Genomic DNA, 18,367 nt, shown 5'->3' on the forward strand with positions numbered 1-18,367 from the left:
TCATCGCACCGCTGGTTCCCGCGCCGCGCGGCGCCGGCTCCACCCGGCGCCCGCTGCCGCCACGCCCAGCGACAGGGCCAGCAGCGCCGGGAGGGACAGCGTGGGGATGGCGGCGGGCCCGGCGGGTACCGCGCCGCTGTCGGTGATGCGCAGCAGCACGCTGTTCGTATCCGCCACCCAGCTGGCGCCAGCGTCGACGGTGTAAAACGTGTCACCGGCGTCCGCCGCCGTGCCCCAGCGGAAGGTGTCCCCGGCCACGGCGGCCTTGGCCACCACCCAGAGGTGCTGCCCGGCCGGCGCGGCGTAGCTGCCCGTGAACTGTACGGGTTCCAGTGACGACGAGATCGGACCGACGGGTGTGAACGCCGCGCACGATGGCCCGGGCGCCGTGCCGCCAGGGCCATCGTCGCAGACCTGCAGGTTCACCGTGCCGATCGCGCTGACGCCGCCGCCGTTGCTGAGCAGCAGCGTGACCTCGGCCACGGAGAAGCCGGCACCTCCGACGGGGATGCGCACGGCGGTGAACTGGGTGAAATTCAACCCGTTGAACCAACCCAGTCCCCCCATCCCCAGGTTGTCATGCAGCGTGGCGGCGCCAGCCGCCAGGGGGGTGGCTGCCAGCGCGGCAGCGGCGGCTGCCAGGGCCACGCGCCAGCGGCAGGCGCGCAAAAGGGACCGGGGTCGAAGCAGCAGGGGCGAAAAATGCATGGCAAACAGTGGTGGAACGATGGAGGGGGTCCGGGCGGGGTCTCTGACGGCACCACGGCGGCGACGGGTTGAGCGTAGGCGGAGTGCGGGCGGCGGATTGACTGGCTATCCCGCCGGCCTTTGACCCGGCGTTTCCGGGATGGCGTCCCATCTCGACAATATGAATGAGAATCAGTATCATTTAAGTGCCTGAGTACGCCACACCCGTCCACCGCAAAAGGCTTGTCCTTCTTCAAGGAGCATTGCCATGGACACCGGCGTACACACCAACTCCCACCAGAGCGCAGCCGTGCACCACGCGCCCGCCACGCTGGCGCGGTGGCAGCATGCCGTGCAGCGCGCACGGGCAGCGCAGCAGACGGGCCAATGGCGCATGGCGACCGCCTATCAGCACCAGGCCCTCGCGTTGTCGCTGCGGCTGTTGGAGCACACGCCGCCACCGGGGCGCGAGGACGACTGCGTGGCGGCGGTCGTGGTCTCGCACCTCAATGTGGCCGACCTGCAGGTGCAGGCGGGCGCCGTGGACGACGCCACCCAGATCCTGTGCCGCGCCCATGCCGTGCTGCTGGGCCTGATGGCCGATGCGCGCCACGGCGCGGGCCTGCAGCAGGCCGCGTGGCGCCACAGCCGCGAAACCCATGCCGCCTTGCTGCGCCATGTGCAGGCCCATGGCGCGCACCCGTCCGTCACGCAGGCCCTGGCCTCGGCCCATTTGGCCCACGGCCCGGGGCCGCACTGAAGGGCGTGCCGCTTCCTGGCCGTGGGGTGCCATGGCCCGAAGGACGACGCGCTCCGGCCTTTTTATCCACTCCGTTTCCGATCCAAGGACACCATGCCCCATACCTTGCCCGCCTTGCCCTATGCCTATGACGCGCTCGAGCCCCACATCGATGCCCGCACGATGGAGATCCACCACACCCGGCACCACCAGACCTACATCAACAACCTGAACGCCGCGCTGGAAGGCACGCCGCACGCCCAACTGCCCATCGATGAGCTGGTGGCGCGGCTGGTGCTGCTGCCCGAGAACCTGCAGGGCCCGGTCCGCAACAACGGCGGCGGCCATGCCAACCACAGCCTCTTCTGGAGCGTGATGTCGCCCCGGGGCGGCGGCCAGCCCCAGGGAGAGCTGGCGCGGGCCATCGATACGGATCTGGGCGGGTTCGGCGCCTTCAAGGAGGCCTTCACCAAGGCCGCGCTCACGCGCTTTGGCAGCGGCTGGGCCTGGCTTTGCGTGACCAAGGCGGGCCAGCTGGTGGTGGAAAGCACGGGCAACCAGGACAGCCCGCTCATGGCGGGCCCGATGTCGGGCCACACGCCCGTGCTGGGGCTTGATGTGTGGGAACACGCCTATTACCTGCAGTACCAGAACCGGCGTCCCGAATACATCGCCGCGTTCTACAACGTCATCGACTGGGCCGAGGTGGCCCGCCGCCATGCGCTTGCCCGGGCCTGACGGGCCATCGCGCCCGCTCCACCACCCGCATTCTGAAAACCGCCCCCCGACAACCCCAGGAGCCGCCATGCAGACCCCGCCCGCTTCCACCCATACGGTTCTCGAACCGCTGGCGCGTTCCGCCTCGGCGGCCCGCCGCGTCGCCACCCTGCGTGGGCGGCAGTGGCTCGGGCTGGGCATCGTGCTGCTTGGCATCGTGGCGGGCTCGGCGCAGGCATGGGCCTGGATCGCCGGCCAGCCGGTGGTGCTGGGTGCGCTCTGGGCCGGCCTGGCGGCAGCGCTGGCCACGGCGCTGGGCACCGCGCCGGTGCTGCTCTCGCAGCGCCTTTCCGAGCGCACGCAGGACACGCTGTTCGGCTTCGGCGCGGGCGTGATGCTCGCCGCCTGCTCGTTCTCGCTCATCATCCCCGGCATCCAGGCGGCACGCGCGGGCGGCGCCGGTGCCTGGGCGGCCGGGGGCACGGTGGGGGCGGCCATCCTGCTGGGCGCGCTGGTGCTGCTGATGATGGAGCGGCTGCTGCCGCACGAGCACTTCATCAAGGGCGTGGAGGGCGGGCAGGCCTCGCGCACGCTGCGGCGCACGTGGCTGTTCGTCTTCGCCATCGGGCTGCACAACCTGCCCGAGGGGCTGGCGATCGGGGTGGCCTACGCGGGCGGCGATGCCCTGCGCGCCAGCGCCCTGGCCACCGGCATCGCGATCCAGGACGTGCCCGAGGGCCTGGTGGTGGCCGTGGCGCTGCTCGCCGCAGGCTACCGGCGCTTGCTGGCCGTGGGGCTCGGGATGGCCTCCGGGCTGGTGGAGCCCGTGGGCGCCGTGCTGGGAGCCGCCGTGGTCAGCTACTCCGCAAGCCTGCTGCCCTGGGGGCTGGGTTTCGCGGCCGGGGCCATGCTGTTCGTGATCAGCCACGAAATCATCCCCGAGTCGCACCGCAAGGGCCACGAGGCCTGGGCCACCGGCGGCCTGATGCTGGGCTTCGTGATCATGATGCTGCTGGATACGGCGCTGGGGTGAATTTTGCTATCGAATTAATAGCTTTCAGCGCTTTCCTGTCAAGGGGGAGGTGCCGATTTGATCCGTAGTGCAGGGAATGCAGGACTGGCACCGCCCCCGCTGCCTCCGCCCGGCGCGGTCCGCACCCGTGCCACCGCGAAGCCGGCTTGCCGGGGGGAGGGGCAAGACATGCCGGGGGACCTTTTTCCCTACCCAAAGAACCGGTAGCACACCACGATGGCCGCCACCACGCCCGCCAGCTCGGCCAGCAGCGCGCAGCTGACGGTGTGGCGGGTGCGCTGGATGCCCACCGCGCCGAAGTACACCGCCAGCACGTAGAAGGTGGTCTCGGTGCTGCCCTGGATGGTGGCCGCTGCCAGCGCGGCAAAGCTGTCCACGCCCTGGGCCTGCATGGTCTCGATGAGCATGGCACGCGCGGCGCTGCCGGAGAATGGCTTGACCAGCGCGGTGGGCAGCGCATCGACGAACCGGGTGTCCGCGCCCAGCACCTGCACGCACCAGCGGATGCCGTCGAGCACATAGCCCAGCGCCCCCGATGCCCGGAACACCCCCACGGCGCACAGCATGGCCACCAGGTACGGCAGCAGGCCCTTGGCCACATCGAAGCCTTCGCGCGCACCCTCGATGAAAGCCTCGTACACGGCGACCTTGCGCCAGGCGCCCAGGGCCACGAACAGCACCACCAGCATGAACAGCGTGAGGTTGCCGAGCAGGGAAGACAGCTGCGACAGCGCCGCCGCGCTCAGCGTGGTCAGGAGTGCCATGAAACCGCCGAGCACCAGCGCCACGGGCAGCAGGTAGGCCAGCACCACGGGGCTCCACAAGGGCAGGCGCTGCACCACCGCCACGCTGAGCAGGCCCACAAGGGTGGATGCGGACGTGGCCAGCAGGATGGGCAGGAAAACGAGTGTCGGGTCGGGCGCGCCCTGCTGCATGCGGTACATGAAGATCGTCACCGGCAGCAGCGTGAGCGAGGAGGCATTGAGCACCAGGAACAGGATCTGCGCGTTCGTGGCGGTCTCTGGCTCGGGGTTCAGCTCCTGCAGGGCTTTCATGGCCTTCAGGCCCATGGGGGTGGCCGCGTTGTCCAGCCCCAGCGCGTTGGCCGCGAAGTTCAGCGTCATGAGACCCAGGGCCGGGTGGCCGCTGGGCACGCCGGGCATGAGGCGGCGGAACAGCGGCGCCAGCCAGCGCGCGAGGGCGTCCACGATGCCCGCCTTCTCGGCGATGCGCAGGAAGCCCAGCCAGAGCGTGAGCGTGCCGAACAGCAGCACCATCACCTCGACCGAGAGCCTGGCCATGGCGAACAGCGCCTCGACCATGGCGGCGAAGATCTGCGCGTTGCCCGCCACGAGCCACTGCGCCAGCGCCGCCACCGCGGCGGTCAGGAAAAAGCCCAGCCACAGGGTGTTGAGCATCAGGGGGTACCGGGAAGAGTGGGGGGATCAGCCTGCATGCCGCCAAGGTTACCCGGCTTGCCGCGCAACACCCGCCGATACCGTGGCTGGCAGGCAACGGATGGGTCAGTGGTACCCTATAGGGTTCGGTTTACCGCCGTGCGGGGGCTTTGGGAAGCGCTTTTCCCGCGCCTGCGGGGGCCGCACCACACATCCTCAGGCGCCTGGCGCGCCGCAACACCAACGAAAAGAGATCCAACATGGGCGCGCAGTGGAAAGCAAAAGGCAAGGCACAGGTGGCGGATGCCAAGGGCAAGCTGTTTGGCAAGCTGGTCAAGGAAATCACCGTGGCCGCGCGCGGCGGCGCCGATCCGGCCAGCAATGCGCGCCTGCGCCTGGTGGTCGAGCAGGCCCGCAAGGCCTCGATGCCCAAGGACACGCTGGAGCGCGCCATCAAGAAAGGCTCGGGCACGGGCGCCGACGCGGTCAACTACGAGCGCGTGATCTATGAAGGCTTCGCACCCCACCAGGTGGCGGTGATGGTCGAATGCCTGACCGACAACGTGAACCGCACCGCGCCCGAGATGCGCGTGCTGTTCCGCAAGGGCCAGCTGGGCACTTCGGGATCGGTGGCCTGGGACTTCAACCATGTGGGCATGATCGAAGCCGAGCCCGCCACGCCCGATGCCGACCCCGAACTGGCTGCCATCGAGGCGGGCGCGCAGGATTTCGAGGCCGGCGACGAGGAAGGCACCACCACCTTCTGGACCGACCCCACCGACCTGGACCTGGTGAGCCGCGCGCTCCCCGCCCATGGCTTCAATGTGCTGTCGGTCAAGCTGGGCTACAAGCCCAAGAACCCCGTGAATCCCGCCAACCTCTCGCCCGAGCAGCTCGAAGAGGTCGAGAACTTCCTGGCGGCCATCGACTCCAACGACGACGTCCAGAACGTGTTCGTGAGCCTGGGCGGCTGATGCCGGTGCGCCGGCTTCGCGGCCGGGCCCGCTCCCTGCATCGCCCTCGCAATTGACTTGTCCATGACCGCAGACCACTACGCAGCCCTCGGGCTGGCGGCCAACGCGTCGCTCGCCGACATCAAGAAGGCCTTTCGCCAGAAGGCGTCGTTCTACCACCCGGACCGCAACGACGCGCCCGACGCCGCCCAGCGGTTCCAGGCCGTGCAGAAGGCCTACGAAGTGCTGTCGGACGACACCGCCCGCCAGGCCTACGACGACAACCGCCGCCGCAACCTGCTGGACGACCCGCTGCAGACCGCGCAGGAGATCTGGCAGGCCTACTCCTCGCGCATCCTTTCCTCTCCTTCTTCCGCTTCGTGAAACTATCTCCCTACTTCTACGATCTGCGCTCCGCCTACCAGGCCGAGCTGGATGACCTGGTCTCCGACTCCGAGGGCAAAGACGTCCTGCGCAAGCGCCTGGCGGAAAAGCGCAACGAGATCGCCTTTCTGGTGCAGATGATGGAGCTGGCCCCCGAGATGGTCGCGGTGGTCTTTCACCACGGCTTTCGCTTCACCAAGCCCGGCGCGGTGGAGCACCTGCTGGGCCTGCCGGTGGACGAACTGCCCGACTGGCACAGCCTGGCCCATGCCGTCACGCTCGAGCCCTGGGCCCAGAGCCTGGCGCAGACCGTGCTGCGCGAGCCGCAGGGCGCCCGGTTCATGGCGGTGGCGGCCGGGCTCGAGTACCTGCACCTGCATGCCCGCATGGCCCCCGCGGCGCACGCGGCCGAGGGCGACGGCGACCAGGGCGAAGACGCTGCGGATGCGGCGGAACACGATGACGATTTCAGCGCCCTGAGCGCCGACGACGCCGTGGACCCGCAAAACAGCCGCACCCGCGAGGAAGCCAGCTCCAACTGGCTGGCCGATGTGGGGTTCGACAGGAAGGACTGAGGCCCTCCCGAGGCGCTGCGCGCCATCCCCGCGAGGGGGACGCCTGCTGCGGACCGGCAAAGCCGGACCAAGGCAAGGCGGCGCTGGCGACGGCGGCGCGCCAGTTTTTAGCGGTCTGCGCCCGGCGCAGCGACACACCAAGGAATACGCATGAGCAGCAACAACACCCACCTCGCCCTGATCACCAGGACCACCAGCCTGATCGCGGCCGGCGACATCGTGGGCGCCGAGTCGGCGCTGGCCGAGCTGGCCGATACCGACGGGGACGGCGCGCTGATGGTGGTGCTGGACCAGCTCGCGCCCAAGGACATCCTGGCCGTGATGCGCGAGTACGACGACTCCAAGGCCTCGGTGGTCAACCTGCTGGTCACGCCCGAGCAGTTCGCGCGCGCGATGGTGCTGGAAAAGCAGTACAAGGACCTCACGCACACGCACCTGCGCAACATGGTCAATGCCGTCATCTTCCGCGACGACGCCGATCCCGTCGAGTTCCTCACGGCCATCGGCGACCTGGAAGGCGGCGCCGAGGCACTGGCCAACTACTTCGCCGAAAAGTGGAGCCGCATCGAAGCCTTTGCCCGCACCGGCACGTTCGACGCGGTGGAAGACTACGGCCCCACGCTGACCGACGACGAACTCCTCGCCTCGGGCTATGTGCAGCCGCGCATCGACCAGGACGAGGTGGCGGACCGCGACTGGATGCAGATGGCCTGGCTGCTGCGCTACGAGTGCCGCGACCTGTTCATCGAAACCTTGCTGGTGCTGCGCGCCAAGGCCCGCGCCTTTGACCTGGGCCTGGAAGAGGGCGACGAATCGCCCGCCGAGGAAGACGACGGCAAGTTCGAAACCAGCGAAACCGACCGTGGCAAGGCCACGCCCGCCGCCCGCACGTCCGACGAAGAATCCGCGATTTAGATGACAACCCCCTGTGGCGCTTCGCGCCTTCCCCCTTCTCTCGAATGGCTGCGCCATTCGGGAAGGGGGACACCGCCAGCGAGGCGGGGCGGCCCTTGCGCGGCGGTTCTGGCCTGGAGCGTGCCAGTTTCATGGCCCATGAGCACTGCGAAGCGCGATAGATACTGATATGACTGTGCCCAACACGCCTTCTTCAACGACTGACGAGATTGCAGCCGCCAACGCGCTGCAGCTCCACGACGCCCGCCCGTTCTTTGAAAAGGCGCTGGCGCATGGCGTCCAGCATGGCGTGCTGGGTGCCGACAAGCTCGCGGCCATCAATGCCGATGCGCCCAAGGGCATGGTGCAGATCGCGCGCTACTTCGGCAGCGAATTCTTGCGGCCCGAGCTGGAGAAGGCGCGCGACCGCATGGTCAACCTCATCAGCCTGTACCTGCTGGACACCACCGGGGGCGACCTGCACGAGGCCGCCGTCTCGCTGCGCGACCATTCGTTCCTGTCGCGCTCCAAGGGGGGCTCGGACATGCTCAAGCGCCTGATCGCCATGCCCGAGAGCAGCAATTTCGGCATGGCCGGCTATGCCGATGCCGAAACCCCGTTGCTGGCCGTGTGGTCGCTGCGCAGCCACGCCGACTACCGGGCCGAGCTGGCGCGCCGCACGCAGATTGCGCAGGCCATCCGGGCCGCCCAGTGGCTGGCCGGGCAGTTCGACCTGGACCCCGACGAGCTGGAAGCCGCGGGCGCCGACGCGGAAGCCGTCATCCGCGCTGGCTTGCTCATGGTGGCCCTGGCGCCCAAGGCCATGGACCTCGGCGAGTGGCCCAACACCGTGTCGTTCGAAAAAGTGCTGATGGCACAGCGCAAGAAGAAGCTCGCGCCGCCCGTGCAGCTGCGCCTGCCTGCCGGCTTGCCCGCCGAACTGCGCGAGGTGGTGCAGGCGCATTGCGCCAGCGTGCTGGCCGACCTGCCCAAGCTACTCGACGCGGCCACACCGGTGCGCACGCTGCTGCGCCCCACCGGCGCTTTCCGCGCGCGCTACTTTCTGCTGGACGACCCCTTGGCCGAGGTGGACAACTTCCACCGCAGCCTGGATGCGCTGGAGGAGGGTGAGGAACCCCCGCTTCCCGCGAGCAAGACCTGGACGAGAACGGTGCAGGGCAACGATGACGAACATTCGCTGCTCACGCTGTGCCTGTGCCTGGCGGCCGGGGCCCCCAAGAAGACGCTGCTGACCGAGAAGACCGCCGCGAGCCTCGTCCGAAAGATCCGCAAATCGGGCCTGCAGCCCGCGCTGGCGGCCGACTTCATCCGCGCCCATGCGCCCGGCGTGCACCAGCAGGACTACATCGCCCTGTGGACCGGCTTCGTGCAGGACGCGGAAAAGACCCTGCTCAGCGACATGGACTACCAGATGCACGACGCCCTGGCACTGCTGCGCCGGGAGTGCAACGTGGTGGGCGACTGAGCACCAAGGAAGAGGTGGCCGGCCGCGGCCTGGGGCATGGGCGCTGGCACCGGCGGCCCGCGCCCGTGGCGCCGCCGCGTGGCCCCGCGCGATAGTTCCTGCATTTCGCAACGGCTCGGTTAACATTCAGCGCGTTTCTTGTCCTGCCGCAATCCCTTCATGCCAGCCCCGCGGGGCTCCCTTACGCCGCTGCCCCGTTCCGTCTCCGTGCACAGCCCCACACTCGTCATTCTCGCGGCCATCCTGTCGGCGCTGGTTACCGCAGTGCTGTATGCCGTGTGGCATTTCAACAAGAACATCCCGGGCCTGCGGCTGTGGACGCTGTCATTCCTGGGCGCGTCGGTGTTCTGCGCCACGCTGCTGGCGCGCGAGCGGATGCCCGAAGTGCCGGCCGTGGTGCTGGCGCAGGGGGCCAATGCGCTGGCGGCCTACCTGTGCTGGCTGGGCAGCCGCGCCTACATGGGGCGCCCGCCCATCGCCCACCGGTATGCCGCGGCCGCCATCGTGTCGCTGGTGGCGCTGTCGGTGTATTTCACGGTGGCGCAGCCCCATCCCGGCGCGCGGTTCGCCCTGGCGGGCTGGTTCGCGGGCGTGTGCTTCCTGCTCACGGCGCGCACGCTGGCGCAGGGTGGCTTTCGCCGTGTGCCGGCGCGTTACCTGCTCGCGGGCGTCATGGCCTTCCATGGGGTGTGCGTGCTGGTGCGCCCCGTGATCTTCCGGCTGGCCGCCCCTTCGGATGCCGGCCTGCTGACGCAGCTGTCGCAGTTCGTGGTGCTGGAGGCCACGGTGGCCCTCGTGATGATCGCGTTTGGCGTGCTGATGCTGACCAATGAATTCGTGACGAGCGAGCTGCGCCACCTCGCCGAGATCGACCCGCTCACCAGCGTGTTCAACCGCCGCGCCTTCATCACGCTGCTGGACAAGGGCCTGAGCAATGCCCAGCGCACCCGGGCCGCGCTGCCCGTGCTGGTGATGGACCTCGACCACTTCAAGAAGATCAACGACACCGGCGGCCACCAGTGCGGGGACGACGCGCTGCGCCACTTCGTGGACCTGGCCCACCGCTGCCTGCGCCGGGAGGATGTGATGGGCCGCCTGGGTGGGGAGGAGTTCGCCATCTTCCTGCCCAACGCGGACGGCCCTGGTGCCGCCGGCGTGGCCGAACGCCTGCGGGCGCTGGTCGAGTCCGAGCCCATGGATGCCGAACGGCGTCGCGTGGCCCTGACCGTGAGCATCGGCATCACGCTGTCCACCAGCGGGGATTCGGCCGAGGCGGTGCTGCAGCGAGCGGACGAGGCGATGTACCTTGCCAAGGCGCGCGGGCGCAACCGGGTGGAGGTCGTGGCGCTGCCGGACGATCCCGTGCCGTTGAAGTGGCCGCGCCCCGCGGAGCGGCCAGGCACCGCGCGCAGCGCGGCGGTGCTGTAGCCAGCTTCCACCAGGCGCGCGTGCGGTCGCGCCGCCGGGCCCTGCCGCTTGCCTGATGGGCCTGAAACGCTGCCTGTGTCGGCTGCCCGACCTTCGGGCGTGCCGCCGCGCAGCGCGCCGCCGCACAATGGTGGCCTTGCCTCGTCCCGTCCATTCCCAGACCACCACCATTCCCCATGGCATTGAATCCCCTCGGCAGCAACCCGCTCGGCGGCGCGGGCCCGGGCACCGCGCCCGGTGCATCGCCGTCGGCGCCCGCAGCGCAGCGCAGGGCGTTCCTGGCATCCGGCACGGGGCTGGCCGCCCTGGGTGTGGCGGCGGCCGCCGGGGCAGGCTACCTGCTGTACCGGCCGGGCAACGACCGGCAACTCGTCTTTGGCACCCTGGCGCGCGCCATGCAAGAGGTCGAGCGCCTTGCGGGCGCTGCGGTCCAGCCGCTGGCGCCCGCCACGGCCTGGAACTGGCCGCAGACGCTGGAGCACTGCGCACAGAGCATCGAGTTCTCGCTGCGGGGCTTCCCGGCGCCCAGGTCGGCGCTGTTCCAGAACACCCTGGGTGCGGCTGCTTTCAACGTGTTTGCCCTGCGCGGCCGCATGAGCCACGACCTGGCGGAGCCCATCCCGGGCGCGCCCGCGCTGGATGCGTCCACGCCCGGGGCGTCGGCGGCCCTGGCCCGGCTGCGCCAAGCCGTGCAGGACTTCTCCGTGCACGCGGGGCCGCTGCACCCGCACTTCGCCTACGGGGCGCTGGACAAGGCGCAGTACGAGCAGGCGCACGCCATGCACCTGGCCAATCATCTGTCGGCGTTTGACGCAGGGGGCTGAGCGCGGGCTGCGCGGCCCTGTGCAGTTCCATGCCATGCGGATGCCGGCTGGATGCTATTGAAGTTATAGCTATTGGCGCTTGTCCAGAAAGCGCCAGAGGCATATTTCACCCGAATGTGCCCATTCTCTCTCAGCCCAGATCGTCAAAATCCCATTGGGCGCAGAGGGCGTCAAAGCGCAGGGCGTCCAGCACGCTCAGGAACACACCGGGTTCCGCAAGCTCCCCCTCGGAGTGCAGGTACCACACCAGCGCCTGCGGGCCCACGGTGAAGATGCGCAGCCCCGCCATGTCCACGACGGGCCGCGCCCGCAGGGCGTCCAGCAGCGACGCCAACTCGCCGGGCGTTGAGAACGCCCCGCACGTGCGCATGCCGCAGAACGGATAGCCGCCCTGTGCCATCTGGTAGTAGGAGACGGTGTGCAAAAACGCCTCCAGGCCCACGGCTTCCTCGAACCAGTCCGGGGAATCCAGGTCGGTGGTCTGCCACACCCGCTGCCGGGCATCGGTGGCCCACCAGCACACGCCCTGGTTCTCTTCCAGAAACAGCAGCTTGTCGCCCAGGCACTCCCAGTCTTGCGGCGGCGCAAACCGCTGAAAACCGGCCATCAAATCGGCACGCCTGCCCACGGCGGCGTAATAAGCGTGCAGGGCAGGGGGCACTGGGCCACCCAGGCGATGGCTTGCGGCGGCCAGTTCATCTTCCGGCAGCCCGTCTTCGGGGCTGACAGGGCGGCCCAGCAGCCAGGCCAGGGTGTCTGAAAGGGGCGGGGTGGTGAGGGCAGTCATGGGTGTCGGTTCAAGGGGCCGCCACGCGCGGCAGGTGCAGGCCGGATGTTCGGGTGGCGATTGATGCAGGTCAAGGGAGGGCGTGCTGCGGCTTGGGGTAACGCGGGGTGCAAAGCTACCATCCCTCGACGGGCCCAAGTGCCCACAAGGATGGACCATGAGCAAGCAATGGAAGATCGCTGCGGCTTTGGCCGTGGTGCTGCTGGGGGGAGGGCTGCTGCTGCGCTGGGCGCCCTGGCAGGCCAAGTGGCCAGGCCCCGGCTTCGTGAGCGGCAACGGCCGCATCGAGGCCACCGAGATCGCCGTGGCCACCAAACTCGCGGGCAAGGTGCTCGATGTGCTGGTGGCCGAGGGCGATTTCGTGAAAGCCGGGCAACCCCTGGCCCGCATGCAGATCGACAGCCTGCAGGCCCAGCGTGAAGAGGCGGTGGCCCGGCTGCAGCAGGCGCAGCTGGCCATCGGCAGTGCCCAGGTGCAGGTGGCCCAGCGTGATAGCGACTACCAGGCCGCGCTGGCCGTGGTCGCGCAGCGCGAGAGCGACCTCGACACCGCCCGCCGCCGCCTGCCGCGCTCCGAGCAGCTGGCGCGCGAGGGCTTTTTCTCCAGCCAGTTGCTCGACGACGACCGCGCCAAGGTGCGCAGCCAGCAAGCCGCTGTGACCGCTGCAAAAGCCCAGGCGAAGGCCGCGCAGGCGGGCATCGGTGCGTCGCGCACGCAGGTGACCAGCGCCGAGGCCAATGTGCGCGCGCTGCAGGCCACGCTGGCCCGCATCGATGTGGAGCTGGCCGACAGCGAGCTCAAGGCGCCGCGCGATGGCCGCGTCCAGTTCCGCGTGGTGCAGCCCGGCGAGGTGGTGGGTGCGGGTGCGCGCGTGCTGCAGCTGGTGGACCTGAGCGACGTGTACATGACCTTCTTTTTGCCTGAGACCGTGGCGGGCCGCGTGGCGCTGGGCAGCGAGGTGCGCATCGTGCTCGATGCCGCGCCGGGCTTCGTCATCCCGGCCACCGTGTCGTTCGTGGCCAGCACCGCGCAGTTCACCCCCAAGACGGTGGAAACCGCGAGCGAGCGCCAGAAGCTCATGTTCCGCGTGCGCGCGCAGATCGACAAGGCGCTGCTGCTGCGCCACCAGGAACAGGTCAAGACCGGACTGCCCGGCGTGGCCTGGCTGCGGGTGGACCCTGCGGTGGAGTGGCCCGCAGAACTCGCCGTCAAGGCTGGCCAGTGAACCCAGCGGCCGGCGCTGCACCCGTGGCCCGCCTGCGCGGCGTGGGCCAGCGCTACGGGCGCACGGTGGCGCTGGAGGGCATCGACCTGGAGGTGGCCGCCGGCCGCATGGTGGGCCTGATCGGGCCGGATGGCGTGGGCAAGTCCAGCCTGCTGGCCCTGGTGGCGGGCGCGCGGGCGGTGCAGCAGGGCACCGTGGAGGTGCTGGGCGGCGACATGGCCCAAAGCCGCCACCGCAGCCGGGTGTGCCCCCGCATCGCCTACATGCCCCAGGGCTTGGGCAAGAACCTGTACCCCACGCTGTCGGTGGAAGAGAACCTGCAGTTTTTTGGCCGCCTGTTCGGGCACGACGCGGCCGAGCGGCGCCGCCGCATTGACGAACTCACGCGCAGCACGGGGCTGTATCCATTCCTGGCGCGGCCAGCGGGCAAGCTCTCGGGCGGCATGAAGCAGAAGCTGGCCCTGTGCTGCGCGCTCATCCACGACCCCGACCTGCTGATCCTGGACGAGCCCACCACCGGCGTGGACCCGCTGGCGCGCGCGCAGTTCTGGGATTTGATCGGCCGCATCCGCGCCGCGCGGCCGGGCATGAGCGTGATCGTGGCCACGGCCTACATGGAAGAGGCGCAGCGTTTTGAATGGCTGGTGGCCATGGACGAAGGGCGCATCCTGGCCACCGGTACGCCTGCCGAGCTGATGGCCCGCACCGGGCACGATGCGCTGGAGCAGGCTTTTGTGGCCCTGCTGCCCGAGGCCAAGCGCCGGGGCCACCGGGCGGTGCAGATTCCGCCGTTGGACCGGTCGCAGGCAGACGACGCTGCCAACGTCGCCATCGAGGCGCGCGACCTCACCATGCGCTTTGGCGACTTTGTGGCGGTGGACCATGTGAGCTTTCGCATCCAGCGGGGCGAGATCTTTGGCTTTCTGGGCAGCAACGGCTGCGGCAAGTCCACCACCATGAAGATGCTCACCGGCCTGCTGCCCGCCAGCGACGGGCAGGCCTGGCTGTTTGGCCAGCCGGTGGACCCCAAGGACATGGCCACGCGGCGGCGGGTGGGTTACATGTCGCAGGCGTTTTCGCTGTACAGCGAGCTGTCGGTGGAGCAGAACCTGGTGCTGCATGCCCGGCTGTTCCACGTGCCCGAGGCCGAGGTACCCGCGCGCGTGACGGCCATGCTCGAGCGCTTTGACCTGCAGGCCGCGCGCGGCTCGCTGCCCATGAAGCTGCCGCTGGGCATGCGCCAGCGCCTGTCGCTGGCCGTGGCCATGGTGCACCAGCCCGAGCTGCTGATCCTGGACGAGCCCACCTCGGGCGTGGACCCCATGGCGCGCGACAACTTCTGGCGCCTGATGGTGGAGCTGGCGCGGCGCGACAAGGTCACCATCTTCATCTCCACCCACTTCATGAACGAGGCCGAGCGCTGCGACCGCATCTCGCTGATGCACGCGGGGCGTGTGCTGGAGAGCGCCGCGCCGCAGGACATCGTGGCCAAGCGCGGTGCTGCCACGCTGGAGGAAGCCTTCATCGGCTACCTGGAAGATGCCGCGGGCACGGCCCAGGCCCCTGTACCCGTGGAGGCTTCGGACCACACCAGGCTATCGGCTGTACCCACACCCAACGCCTCCACCTGGCCCACTCGTTTGCGCCAGAGCCTGGCCCGCATCCACAGCACCCAGTGGCGCGAATCTCTGGAGCTGCGCCGCGACCCCGTGCGGGGCGCCATGGCGCTGCTGGGCTCGCTGATCCTGATGTTCGTGATGGGCTACGGCATCAGCATGGACGTGGAGAACCTGCGCTTTGCCGTGCTGGACCGCGACCAGACCGCGCTGAGCCGCGCCTACACCCTGAACCTCGCGGGCTCGCGCTACTTCACCGAGCAGCCGCCGATTGCCACCTACGCCGAGCTGGACGCGCGCATGCGCTCCGCCGAGATATCGCTGGCGCTGGAGATCCCGCCCGGCTTTGCGCGCGACGTGGCACGCGGCCAGCCGGTGCAGATCGGTGCCTGGGTGGACGGGGCCATGCCCCAGCGCGCCGAAACCGTCATCGGCTACGCCCAGGGCCTGCACCAGCAATGGCTGGTGGAGCAAAGCCGCAGCCGCACGGGCGTGGTGCCCCGGGGCCTTCTGGAGGTGGAGCCGCGCTACCGCTACAACCCCGACGTGCGCAGCCTGCCGTCCATGGTGCCTGCCGTGATCCCGCTGCTGTTGCTCATGCTGCCCGCCATGCTCACGGCCCTGGCCGTGGTGCGCGAGAAGGAACTGGGCTCGATCATCAACCTGTATGTGACGCCCACCACGCGCACCGAATTCATGCTGGGCAAGCAGCTGCCCTATGTGCTGCTGGCGCTGTTCAACTTTGGCTTGATGTGCCTGGCGGCGGTGACGGTTTTTGGCGTGCCGATGACGGGAAGTTTTGCCACATTGACGCTGGCCGCCGTGGTGTTCAGCCTGTGCTCCACGGGCATGGGCCTCTTGGCCTCCACCGTCACGCGCAGCCAGATCGCGGCGATGTTCTTCGCCATGGTGGGCACCATCATTCCCGCCGTGCAGTTTGCGGGGCTCATCAACCCGGTGTCGTCCATGACGGGGTTTGCGCGCTGGGTGGGCGAGGTCTACCCGGCCAGCCACATGTTCACCATCAGCCGGGGCGTGTTCAACAAGGCGCTGGGATTGCAGGACCTGCAGGCCGAGTTCTGGCCCATGCTGGTGGCGGTGCCGGTCATCGTCGGTGCCGCCATTGCCTTGCTGAAGAAGCAGGAGACCTGACATGGCGTTGCGTGGACGGTGGTCCAACATCTTTCGGTTAGGCATCAAGGAGCTTTGGAGCCTGTGGCGCGACCCGGCCATGCTGTTCCTCATCGTCTACACCACCACACTCGCGGTGTACTCGGCGGGCATGGCGCAGCCCGAGACGCTGCACCACGTGCCCATTGCCATCGTGGACGAGGACGACTCGGCCTTGTCCCAGCGCATCGCCACCGCGTTCTACGCCCCCCAGTTCACGCGCCCCGCCATGATCAGCATGCGCGAGGTGGACCCGGGCCTGGACGCCGGCCGCTTCACGCTGGTGCTGCACATCCCCGCCCACTTCCAGCGCGACGTGCTGGCAGGCCGGGTGCCGCAGGTGCAGCTCAACATCGACGCCACGCGCATGGGGCAGGCGTTCGCGGCCAATGGGGCGGTGCAGCAGATCGTGCAGCTGGAGGTGGCCGAGTTCGTGCAGCGCGACCGCTCCGTGGCCGAGCAGCCCATCGAGCTCACGGTGCGCTCGCGCTTCAACCCGGCGCTGAACCCCGCGTGGTTCGGCTCGCTCATGGAGCTGATCAACATCGTGACCATGCTCTCCATCATCCTCACCGGCGCCGCGCTGATCCGCGAGCGCGAGCATGGAACGGTGGAGCATTTGCTGGTGATGCCCGTCACCCCGGGCGAGATCATGCTGGCCAAGGTCTGGGCCATGGCGCTGGTGGTGCTGGTCGCCACGTGGATTTCGCTCACGGCGGTGATCCGCTGGGCGATTGGCGTGCCCATCGAGGGTTCGGTGCCGCTGTTCCTGCTGGGGGCCACGCTGCACCTGTTTGCCACCACGTCCATGGGCATCTTCATGGCCACGGTGGCGCGCAGCATGCCGCAGTTTGGCTTGCTGATGGTGCTGGTGATGATGCCGCTGCAGATGCTGTCGGGCGGCGTCACCCCGCGCGAGAGCATGCCGCTGTGGGTGCAGTACGGCATGGCGCTGGCGCCCACCACCCACTTCACCGAACTGGCCCAGGCCATCCTCTACCGGGGCGCGGGCTGGGCGGTGGTGTGGCCGTCGCTGGTGTGGCTGCTGGGGATTGGGGCCGTGCTGTTCAGCCTGGCGCTGGCGCGGTTTCGCAAGACGATTGCGCGCATGGCGTAGATGCTTGTAATGCTATGGAATGTGTAGCTGCCTGCGCTTGATACATAAGCGCGAGAGGCTAATTTGATGTGAAATTCACGTTGTCGGGCCGCCCCGGCAGGTGCAGTTGGGCCACGGGGGGCGGGCTGCTGGCCAGTAGCTTGCCGCGCCGCCACACGCCCAGGCGCGCGGCGCGCAGGCGGATTGCTTCCACGGGATTGCGTGCGTGCAGCAGCACGAAGTCGGCATATGCGCCCGGCTCGATGCCGTAGCCCTCCAGCCCCAGCAGCTTGGCGGGATTCACCGTCACCGCATCAAAACACTGCCGCATCGCGGCCTGGCTGGTCATCTGCCCCACGTGCAGGCCCATGTGCGCGGCCTCCAGCATGTCGGCGCTGCCGCCGCTGTACCAGGGGTCCAGCACGCAGTCGTGGCCGAACGCCACGGTCAGGCCCGCGGCCATCAGCTCGGGCACGCGGGTCATGCCCCGGCGCTTGGGGTAGGTGTCGTGGCGGCCCTGCAGCGTGATGTTGATGAGCGGGTTGGCCACCACGCCCAGGTCGGCCTCGGCCATCAGCGGGATGAGCTTGCTCACGTAGTAGTTGTCCATGCTGTGCATGGAGGTGAGGTGCGAACCCGTCACGCGGCCCTGCAGGCCCAGGCGCTGGGTCTCAAAGGCCAGGGTTTCGACGTGGCGTGACAGCGGATCGTCGGATTCGTCGCAGTGCATGTCCACGCGCTTGCCCTGGCTTGCCGCCAGTTCGCAGAGGACCTTCACGCTCTCGGCGCCCTGGGCCATGGTGCGCTCGAAATGCGGAATGCCGCCCACCACCTCCACGCCCATATCCAGAGCCCGTTTCAGGTTGTCGAGCCCCCCCGGCGCGCGCAGCACCCCGTCTTGTGGGAAGGCCACGAGCTGCAGGTCCAGGTAGGGCGCCACGCGCTGTTTCACATCCAGCAGGGCCTGCACGGGCAGCAGGCTGGGGTGGCTCGTGTCCACATGGCTGCGAATGGCCAGCAGTCCGCGCGCCACGGCCATGTCGCAATAGCGCAGGGCGCGCTCTACGATGGACTCGTGCGTCAGCATCGGCTTGAGCTCGCCCCACAGTGCAATGCCTTCGAGCAGCGTGCCACTCTCGTTCACGCGCGGCTGGCCGTAGCTCAGGGTCGAGTCCATGTGGAAATGCGCGTCCACGAACGGTGGGCTGACGAGCAGGTCGCCCGCATCCACTGTTTCGTGCGCGGGGGCTTGCAGGCCCTCGGTCACCTCGGCGATGCGGCCGTCCTGCACGGCAATCGACATGTTCTGGCGGCCGTCGGGCAGGGTGGCGTGGGTGATGAGCAGGTCGAGCATGG

At 69.0% G+C, this 18,367-nt stretch carries 17 protein-coding genes; 13 read left to right on the forward strand and 4 right to left on the reverse strand.

Annotated features, from left to right (window positions below; genetic code table 11):
* Window positions 1–708 carry a hypothetical protein gene (locus tag AC07PV_RS01640; protein ID WP_492805007.1) on the reverse strand — a complete coding sequence of 236 codons (708 nt, stop codon included), beginning with the start codon at window positions 706–708 and terminating at the stop codon, window positions 1–3.
* Between the two features lie 247 nt (window positions 709–955).
* On the opposite strand from AC07PV_RS01640, the gene AC07PV_RS01645 reads away from it, so the two are divergent.
* The 3 genes from AC07PV_RS01645 to AC07PV_RS01655 all read left to right on the forward strand — a co-directional run bounded on the left by AC07PV_RS01645 (window position 956) and on the right by AC07PV_RS01655 (window position 3,176).
* A complete protein-coding gene (locus AC07PV_RS01645) occupies window positions 956–1,447 on the forward strand; it encodes a DUF2753 family protein (protein WP_218341142.1) in 492 nt (163 codons plus the stop codon).
* Window positions 1,448–1,540: 93 nt separating this feature from the next.
* The gene (locus AC07PV_RS01650; protein WP_494595776.1) at window positions 1,541–2,164 is read left to right on the forward strand and encodes a superoxide dismutase; all 624 of its coding nucleotides are present in this window, start codon (window positions 1,541–1,543) and stop codon (window positions 2,162–2,164) included.
* A gap of 67 nt (window positions 2,165–2,231) precedes the next feature.
* A complete protein-coding gene (locus AC07PV_RS01655) occupies window positions 2,232–3,176 on the forward strand; it encodes a ZIP family metal transporter (RefSeq protein ID WP_492253293.1) in 945 nt (314 codons plus the stop codon).
* Window positions 3,177–3,364: 188 nt separating this feature from the next.
* On the opposite strand, the gene AC07PV_RS01660 is transcribed toward AC07PV_RS01655, so the two are convergent.
* Window positions 3,365–4,594, reverse strand: coding sequence for a nucleoside recognition domain-containing protein (locus tag AC07PV_RS01660; RefSeq protein ID WP_218341145.1), 1,230 nt, complete (start codon window positions 4,592–4,594; stop codon window positions 3,365–3,367).
* A 239-nt stretch (window positions 4,595–4,833) separates the two neighbouring features.
* Between AC07PV_RS01660 and AC07PV_RS01665 the strand changes: the two genes are divergently transcribed.
* The 7 genes from AC07PV_RS01665 to AC07PV_RS01695 all read left to right on the forward strand — a co-directional run bounded on the left by AC07PV_RS01665 (window position 4,834) and on the right by AC07PV_RS01695 (window position 11,117).
* Window positions 4,834–5,547, forward strand: coding sequence for a YebC/PmpR family DNA-binding transcriptional regulator (locus tag AC07PV_RS01665; RefSeq protein ID WP_218294839.1), 714 nt, complete (start codon window positions 4,834–4,836; stop codon window positions 5,545–5,547).
* Between the two features lie 63 nt (window positions 5,548–5,610).
* Entirely contained in the window at window positions 5,611–5,910 is a 300-nt protein-coding gene (locus AC07PV_RS01670) for a DnaJ domain-containing protein (protein ID WP_218294840.1), read from the forward strand.
* Window positions 5,907–6,485 (forward strand): hypothetical protein, encoded by a 579-nt coding sequence (locus AC07PV_RS01675; RefSeq protein ID WP_218294841.1) that lies wholly within the window; start codon window positions 5,907–5,909, stop codon window positions 6,483–6,485. The genes AC07PV_RS01670 and AC07PV_RS01675 overlap by 4 nt, the downstream gene beginning before the upstream one ends.
* A gap of 150 nt (window positions 6,486–6,635) precedes the next feature.
* Window positions 6,636–7,400: a hypothetical protein gene (locus AC07PV_RS01680; RefSeq protein WP_218294842.1), complete on the forward strand. Its 765-nt coding sequence runs from the start codon at window positions 6,636–6,638 to the stop codon at window positions 7,398–7,400.
* A 169-nt stretch (window positions 7,401–7,569) separates the two neighbouring features.
* Entirely contained in the window at window positions 7,570–8,865 is a 1,296-nt protein-coding gene (locus tag AC07PV_RS01685) for a hypothetical protein (RefSeq protein ID WP_218294843.1), read from the forward strand.
* A gap of 159 nt (window positions 8,866–9,024) precedes the next feature.
* Window positions 9,025–10,293, forward strand: a complete 1,269-nt coding sequence (locus tag AC07PV_RS01690) for a GGDEF domain-containing protein (RefSeq protein WP_218294844.1) — start codon at window positions 9,025–9,027, stop codon at window positions 10,291–10,293.
* A gap of 176 nt (window positions 10,294–10,469) precedes the next feature.
* Window positions 10,470–11,117, forward strand: coding sequence for a DUF1569 domain-containing protein (locus AC07PV_RS01695; RefSeq protein ID WP_218294845.1), 648 nt, complete (start codon window positions 10,470–10,472; stop codon window positions 11,115–11,117).
* A 130-nt stretch (window positions 11,118–11,247) separates the two neighbouring features.
* Here AC07PV_RS01695 and AC07PV_RS01700 read toward each other — a convergent pair whose 3' ends face one another.
* Complete coding sequence (locus AC07PV_RS01700; RefSeq protein ID WP_218294846.1) at window positions 11,248–11,904, reverse strand: hypothetical protein; 657 nt, start codon at window positions 11,902–11,904, stop codon at window positions 11,248–11,250.
* Window positions 11,905–12,061: 157 nt separating this feature from the next.
* Between AC07PV_RS01700 and AC07PV_RS01705 the strand changes: the two genes are divergently transcribed.
* Genes AC07PV_RS01705 through AC07PV_RS01715 form a run of 3 tightly spaced genes read left to right on the forward strand, consistent with a single transcriptional unit; the run spans window position 12,062 to window position 17,032 of the window.
* Window positions 12,062–13,129, forward strand: a complete 1,068-nt coding sequence (locus tag AC07PV_RS01705; RefSeq protein WP_218294847.1) for an HlyD family secretion protein — start codon at window positions 12,062–12,064, stop codon at window positions 13,127–13,129.
* Window positions 13,126–15,897: a ribosome-associated ATPase/putative transporter RbbA gene (rbbA, locus tag AC07PV_RS01710; RefSeq protein ID WP_218294848.1), complete on the forward strand. Its 2,772-nt coding sequence runs from the start codon at window positions 13,126–13,128 to the stop codon at window positions 15,895–15,897. The genes AC07PV_RS01705 and rbbA overlap by 4 nt, the downstream gene beginning before the upstream one ends.
* A 1-nt stretch (window position 15,898) precedes the next feature.
* On the forward strand, window positions 15,899–17,032 hold the full coding sequence (locus AC07PV_RS01715) for an ABC transporter permease (protein ID WP_369642555.1): 1,134 nt from the start codon (window positions 15,899–15,901) through the stop codon (window positions 17,030–17,032).
* Window positions 17,033–17,090: 58 nt separating this feature from the next.
* Here AC07PV_RS01715 and AC07PV_RS01720 read toward each other — a convergent pair whose 3' ends face one another.
* Window positions 17,091–18,365, reverse strand: a complete 1,275-nt coding sequence (locus tag AC07PV_RS01720) for an amidohydrolase family protein (protein ID WP_218294850.1) — start codon at window positions 18,363–18,365, stop codon at window positions 17,091–17,093.
* Window positions 18,366–18,367 lie beyond the last annotated feature (2 nt).

The organism is Acidovorax sp. GW821-FHT09A11 (assembly GCF_059418365.1).

What these genes read in the sequence shown, in the direction of transcription:
- AC07PV_RS01640 (WP_492805007.1), bottom strand. Translation starts at nt 708, where the DNA reads ATGCATTTTTCGCCCCTGCTGCTTCGACCCCGGTCCCTTTTGCGCGCC.
- AC07PV_RS01645 (WP_218341142.1), top strand. Translation starts at nt 956, where the DNA reads ATGGACACCGGCGTACACACCAACTCCCACCAGAGCGCAGCCGTGCAC.
- AC07PV_RS01650 (WP_494595776.1), top strand. Translation starts at nt 1,541, where the DNA reads ATGCCCCATACCTTGCCCGCCTTGCCCTATGCCTATGACGCGCTCGAG.
- AC07PV_RS01655 (WP_492253293.1), top strand. Translation starts at nt 2,232, where the DNA reads ATGCAGACCCCGCCCGCTTCCACCCATACGGTTCTCGAACCGCTGGCG.
- AC07PV_RS01660 (WP_218341145.1), bottom strand. Translation starts at nt 4,594, where the DNA reads ATGCTCAACACCCTGTGGCTGGGCTTTTTCCTGACCGCCGCGGTGGCG.
- AC07PV_RS01665 (WP_218294839.1), top strand. Translation starts at nt 4,834, where the DNA reads ATGGGCGCGCAGTGGAAAGCAAAAGGCAAGGCACAGGTGGCGGATGCC.
- AC07PV_RS01670 (WP_218294840.1), top strand. Translation starts at nt 5,611, where the DNA reads ATGACCGCAGACCACTACGCAGCCCTCGGGCTGGCGGCCAACGCGTCG.
- AC07PV_RS01680 (WP_218294842.1), top strand. Translation starts at nt 6,636, where the DNA reads ATGAGCAGCAACAACACCCACCTCGCCCTGATCACCAGGACCACCAGC.
- AC07PV_RS01685 (WP_218294843.1), top strand. Translation starts at nt 7,570, where the DNA reads ATGACTGTGCCCAACACGCCTTCTTCAACGACTGACGAGATTGCAGCC.
- AC07PV_RS01690 (WP_218294844.1), top strand. Translation starts at nt 9,025, where the DNA reads ATGCCAGCCCCGCGGGGCTCCCTTACGCCGCTGCCCCGTTCCGTCTCC.
- AC07PV_RS01695 (WP_218294845.1), top strand. Translation starts at nt 10,470, where the DNA reads ATGGCATTGAATCCCCTCGGCAGCAACCCGCTCGGCGGCGCGGGCCCG.
- AC07PV_RS01700 (WP_218294846.1), bottom strand. Translation starts at nt 11,904, where the DNA reads ATGACTGCCCTCACCACCCCGCCCCTTTCAGACACCCTGGCCTGGCTG.
- AC07PV_RS01705 (WP_218294847.1), top strand. Translation starts at nt 12,062, where the DNA reads ATGAGCAAGCAATGGAAGATCGCTGCGGCTTTGGCCGTGGTGCTGCTG.
- AC07PV_RS01715 (WP_369642555.1), top strand. Translation starts at nt 15,899, where the DNA reads ATGGCGTTGCGTGGACGGTGGTCCAACATCTTTCGGTTAGGCATCAAG.
- AC07PV_RS01720 (WP_218294850.1), bottom strand. Translation starts at nt 18,365, where the DNA reads ATGCTCGACCTGCTCATCACCCACGCCACCCTGCCCGACGGCCGCCAG.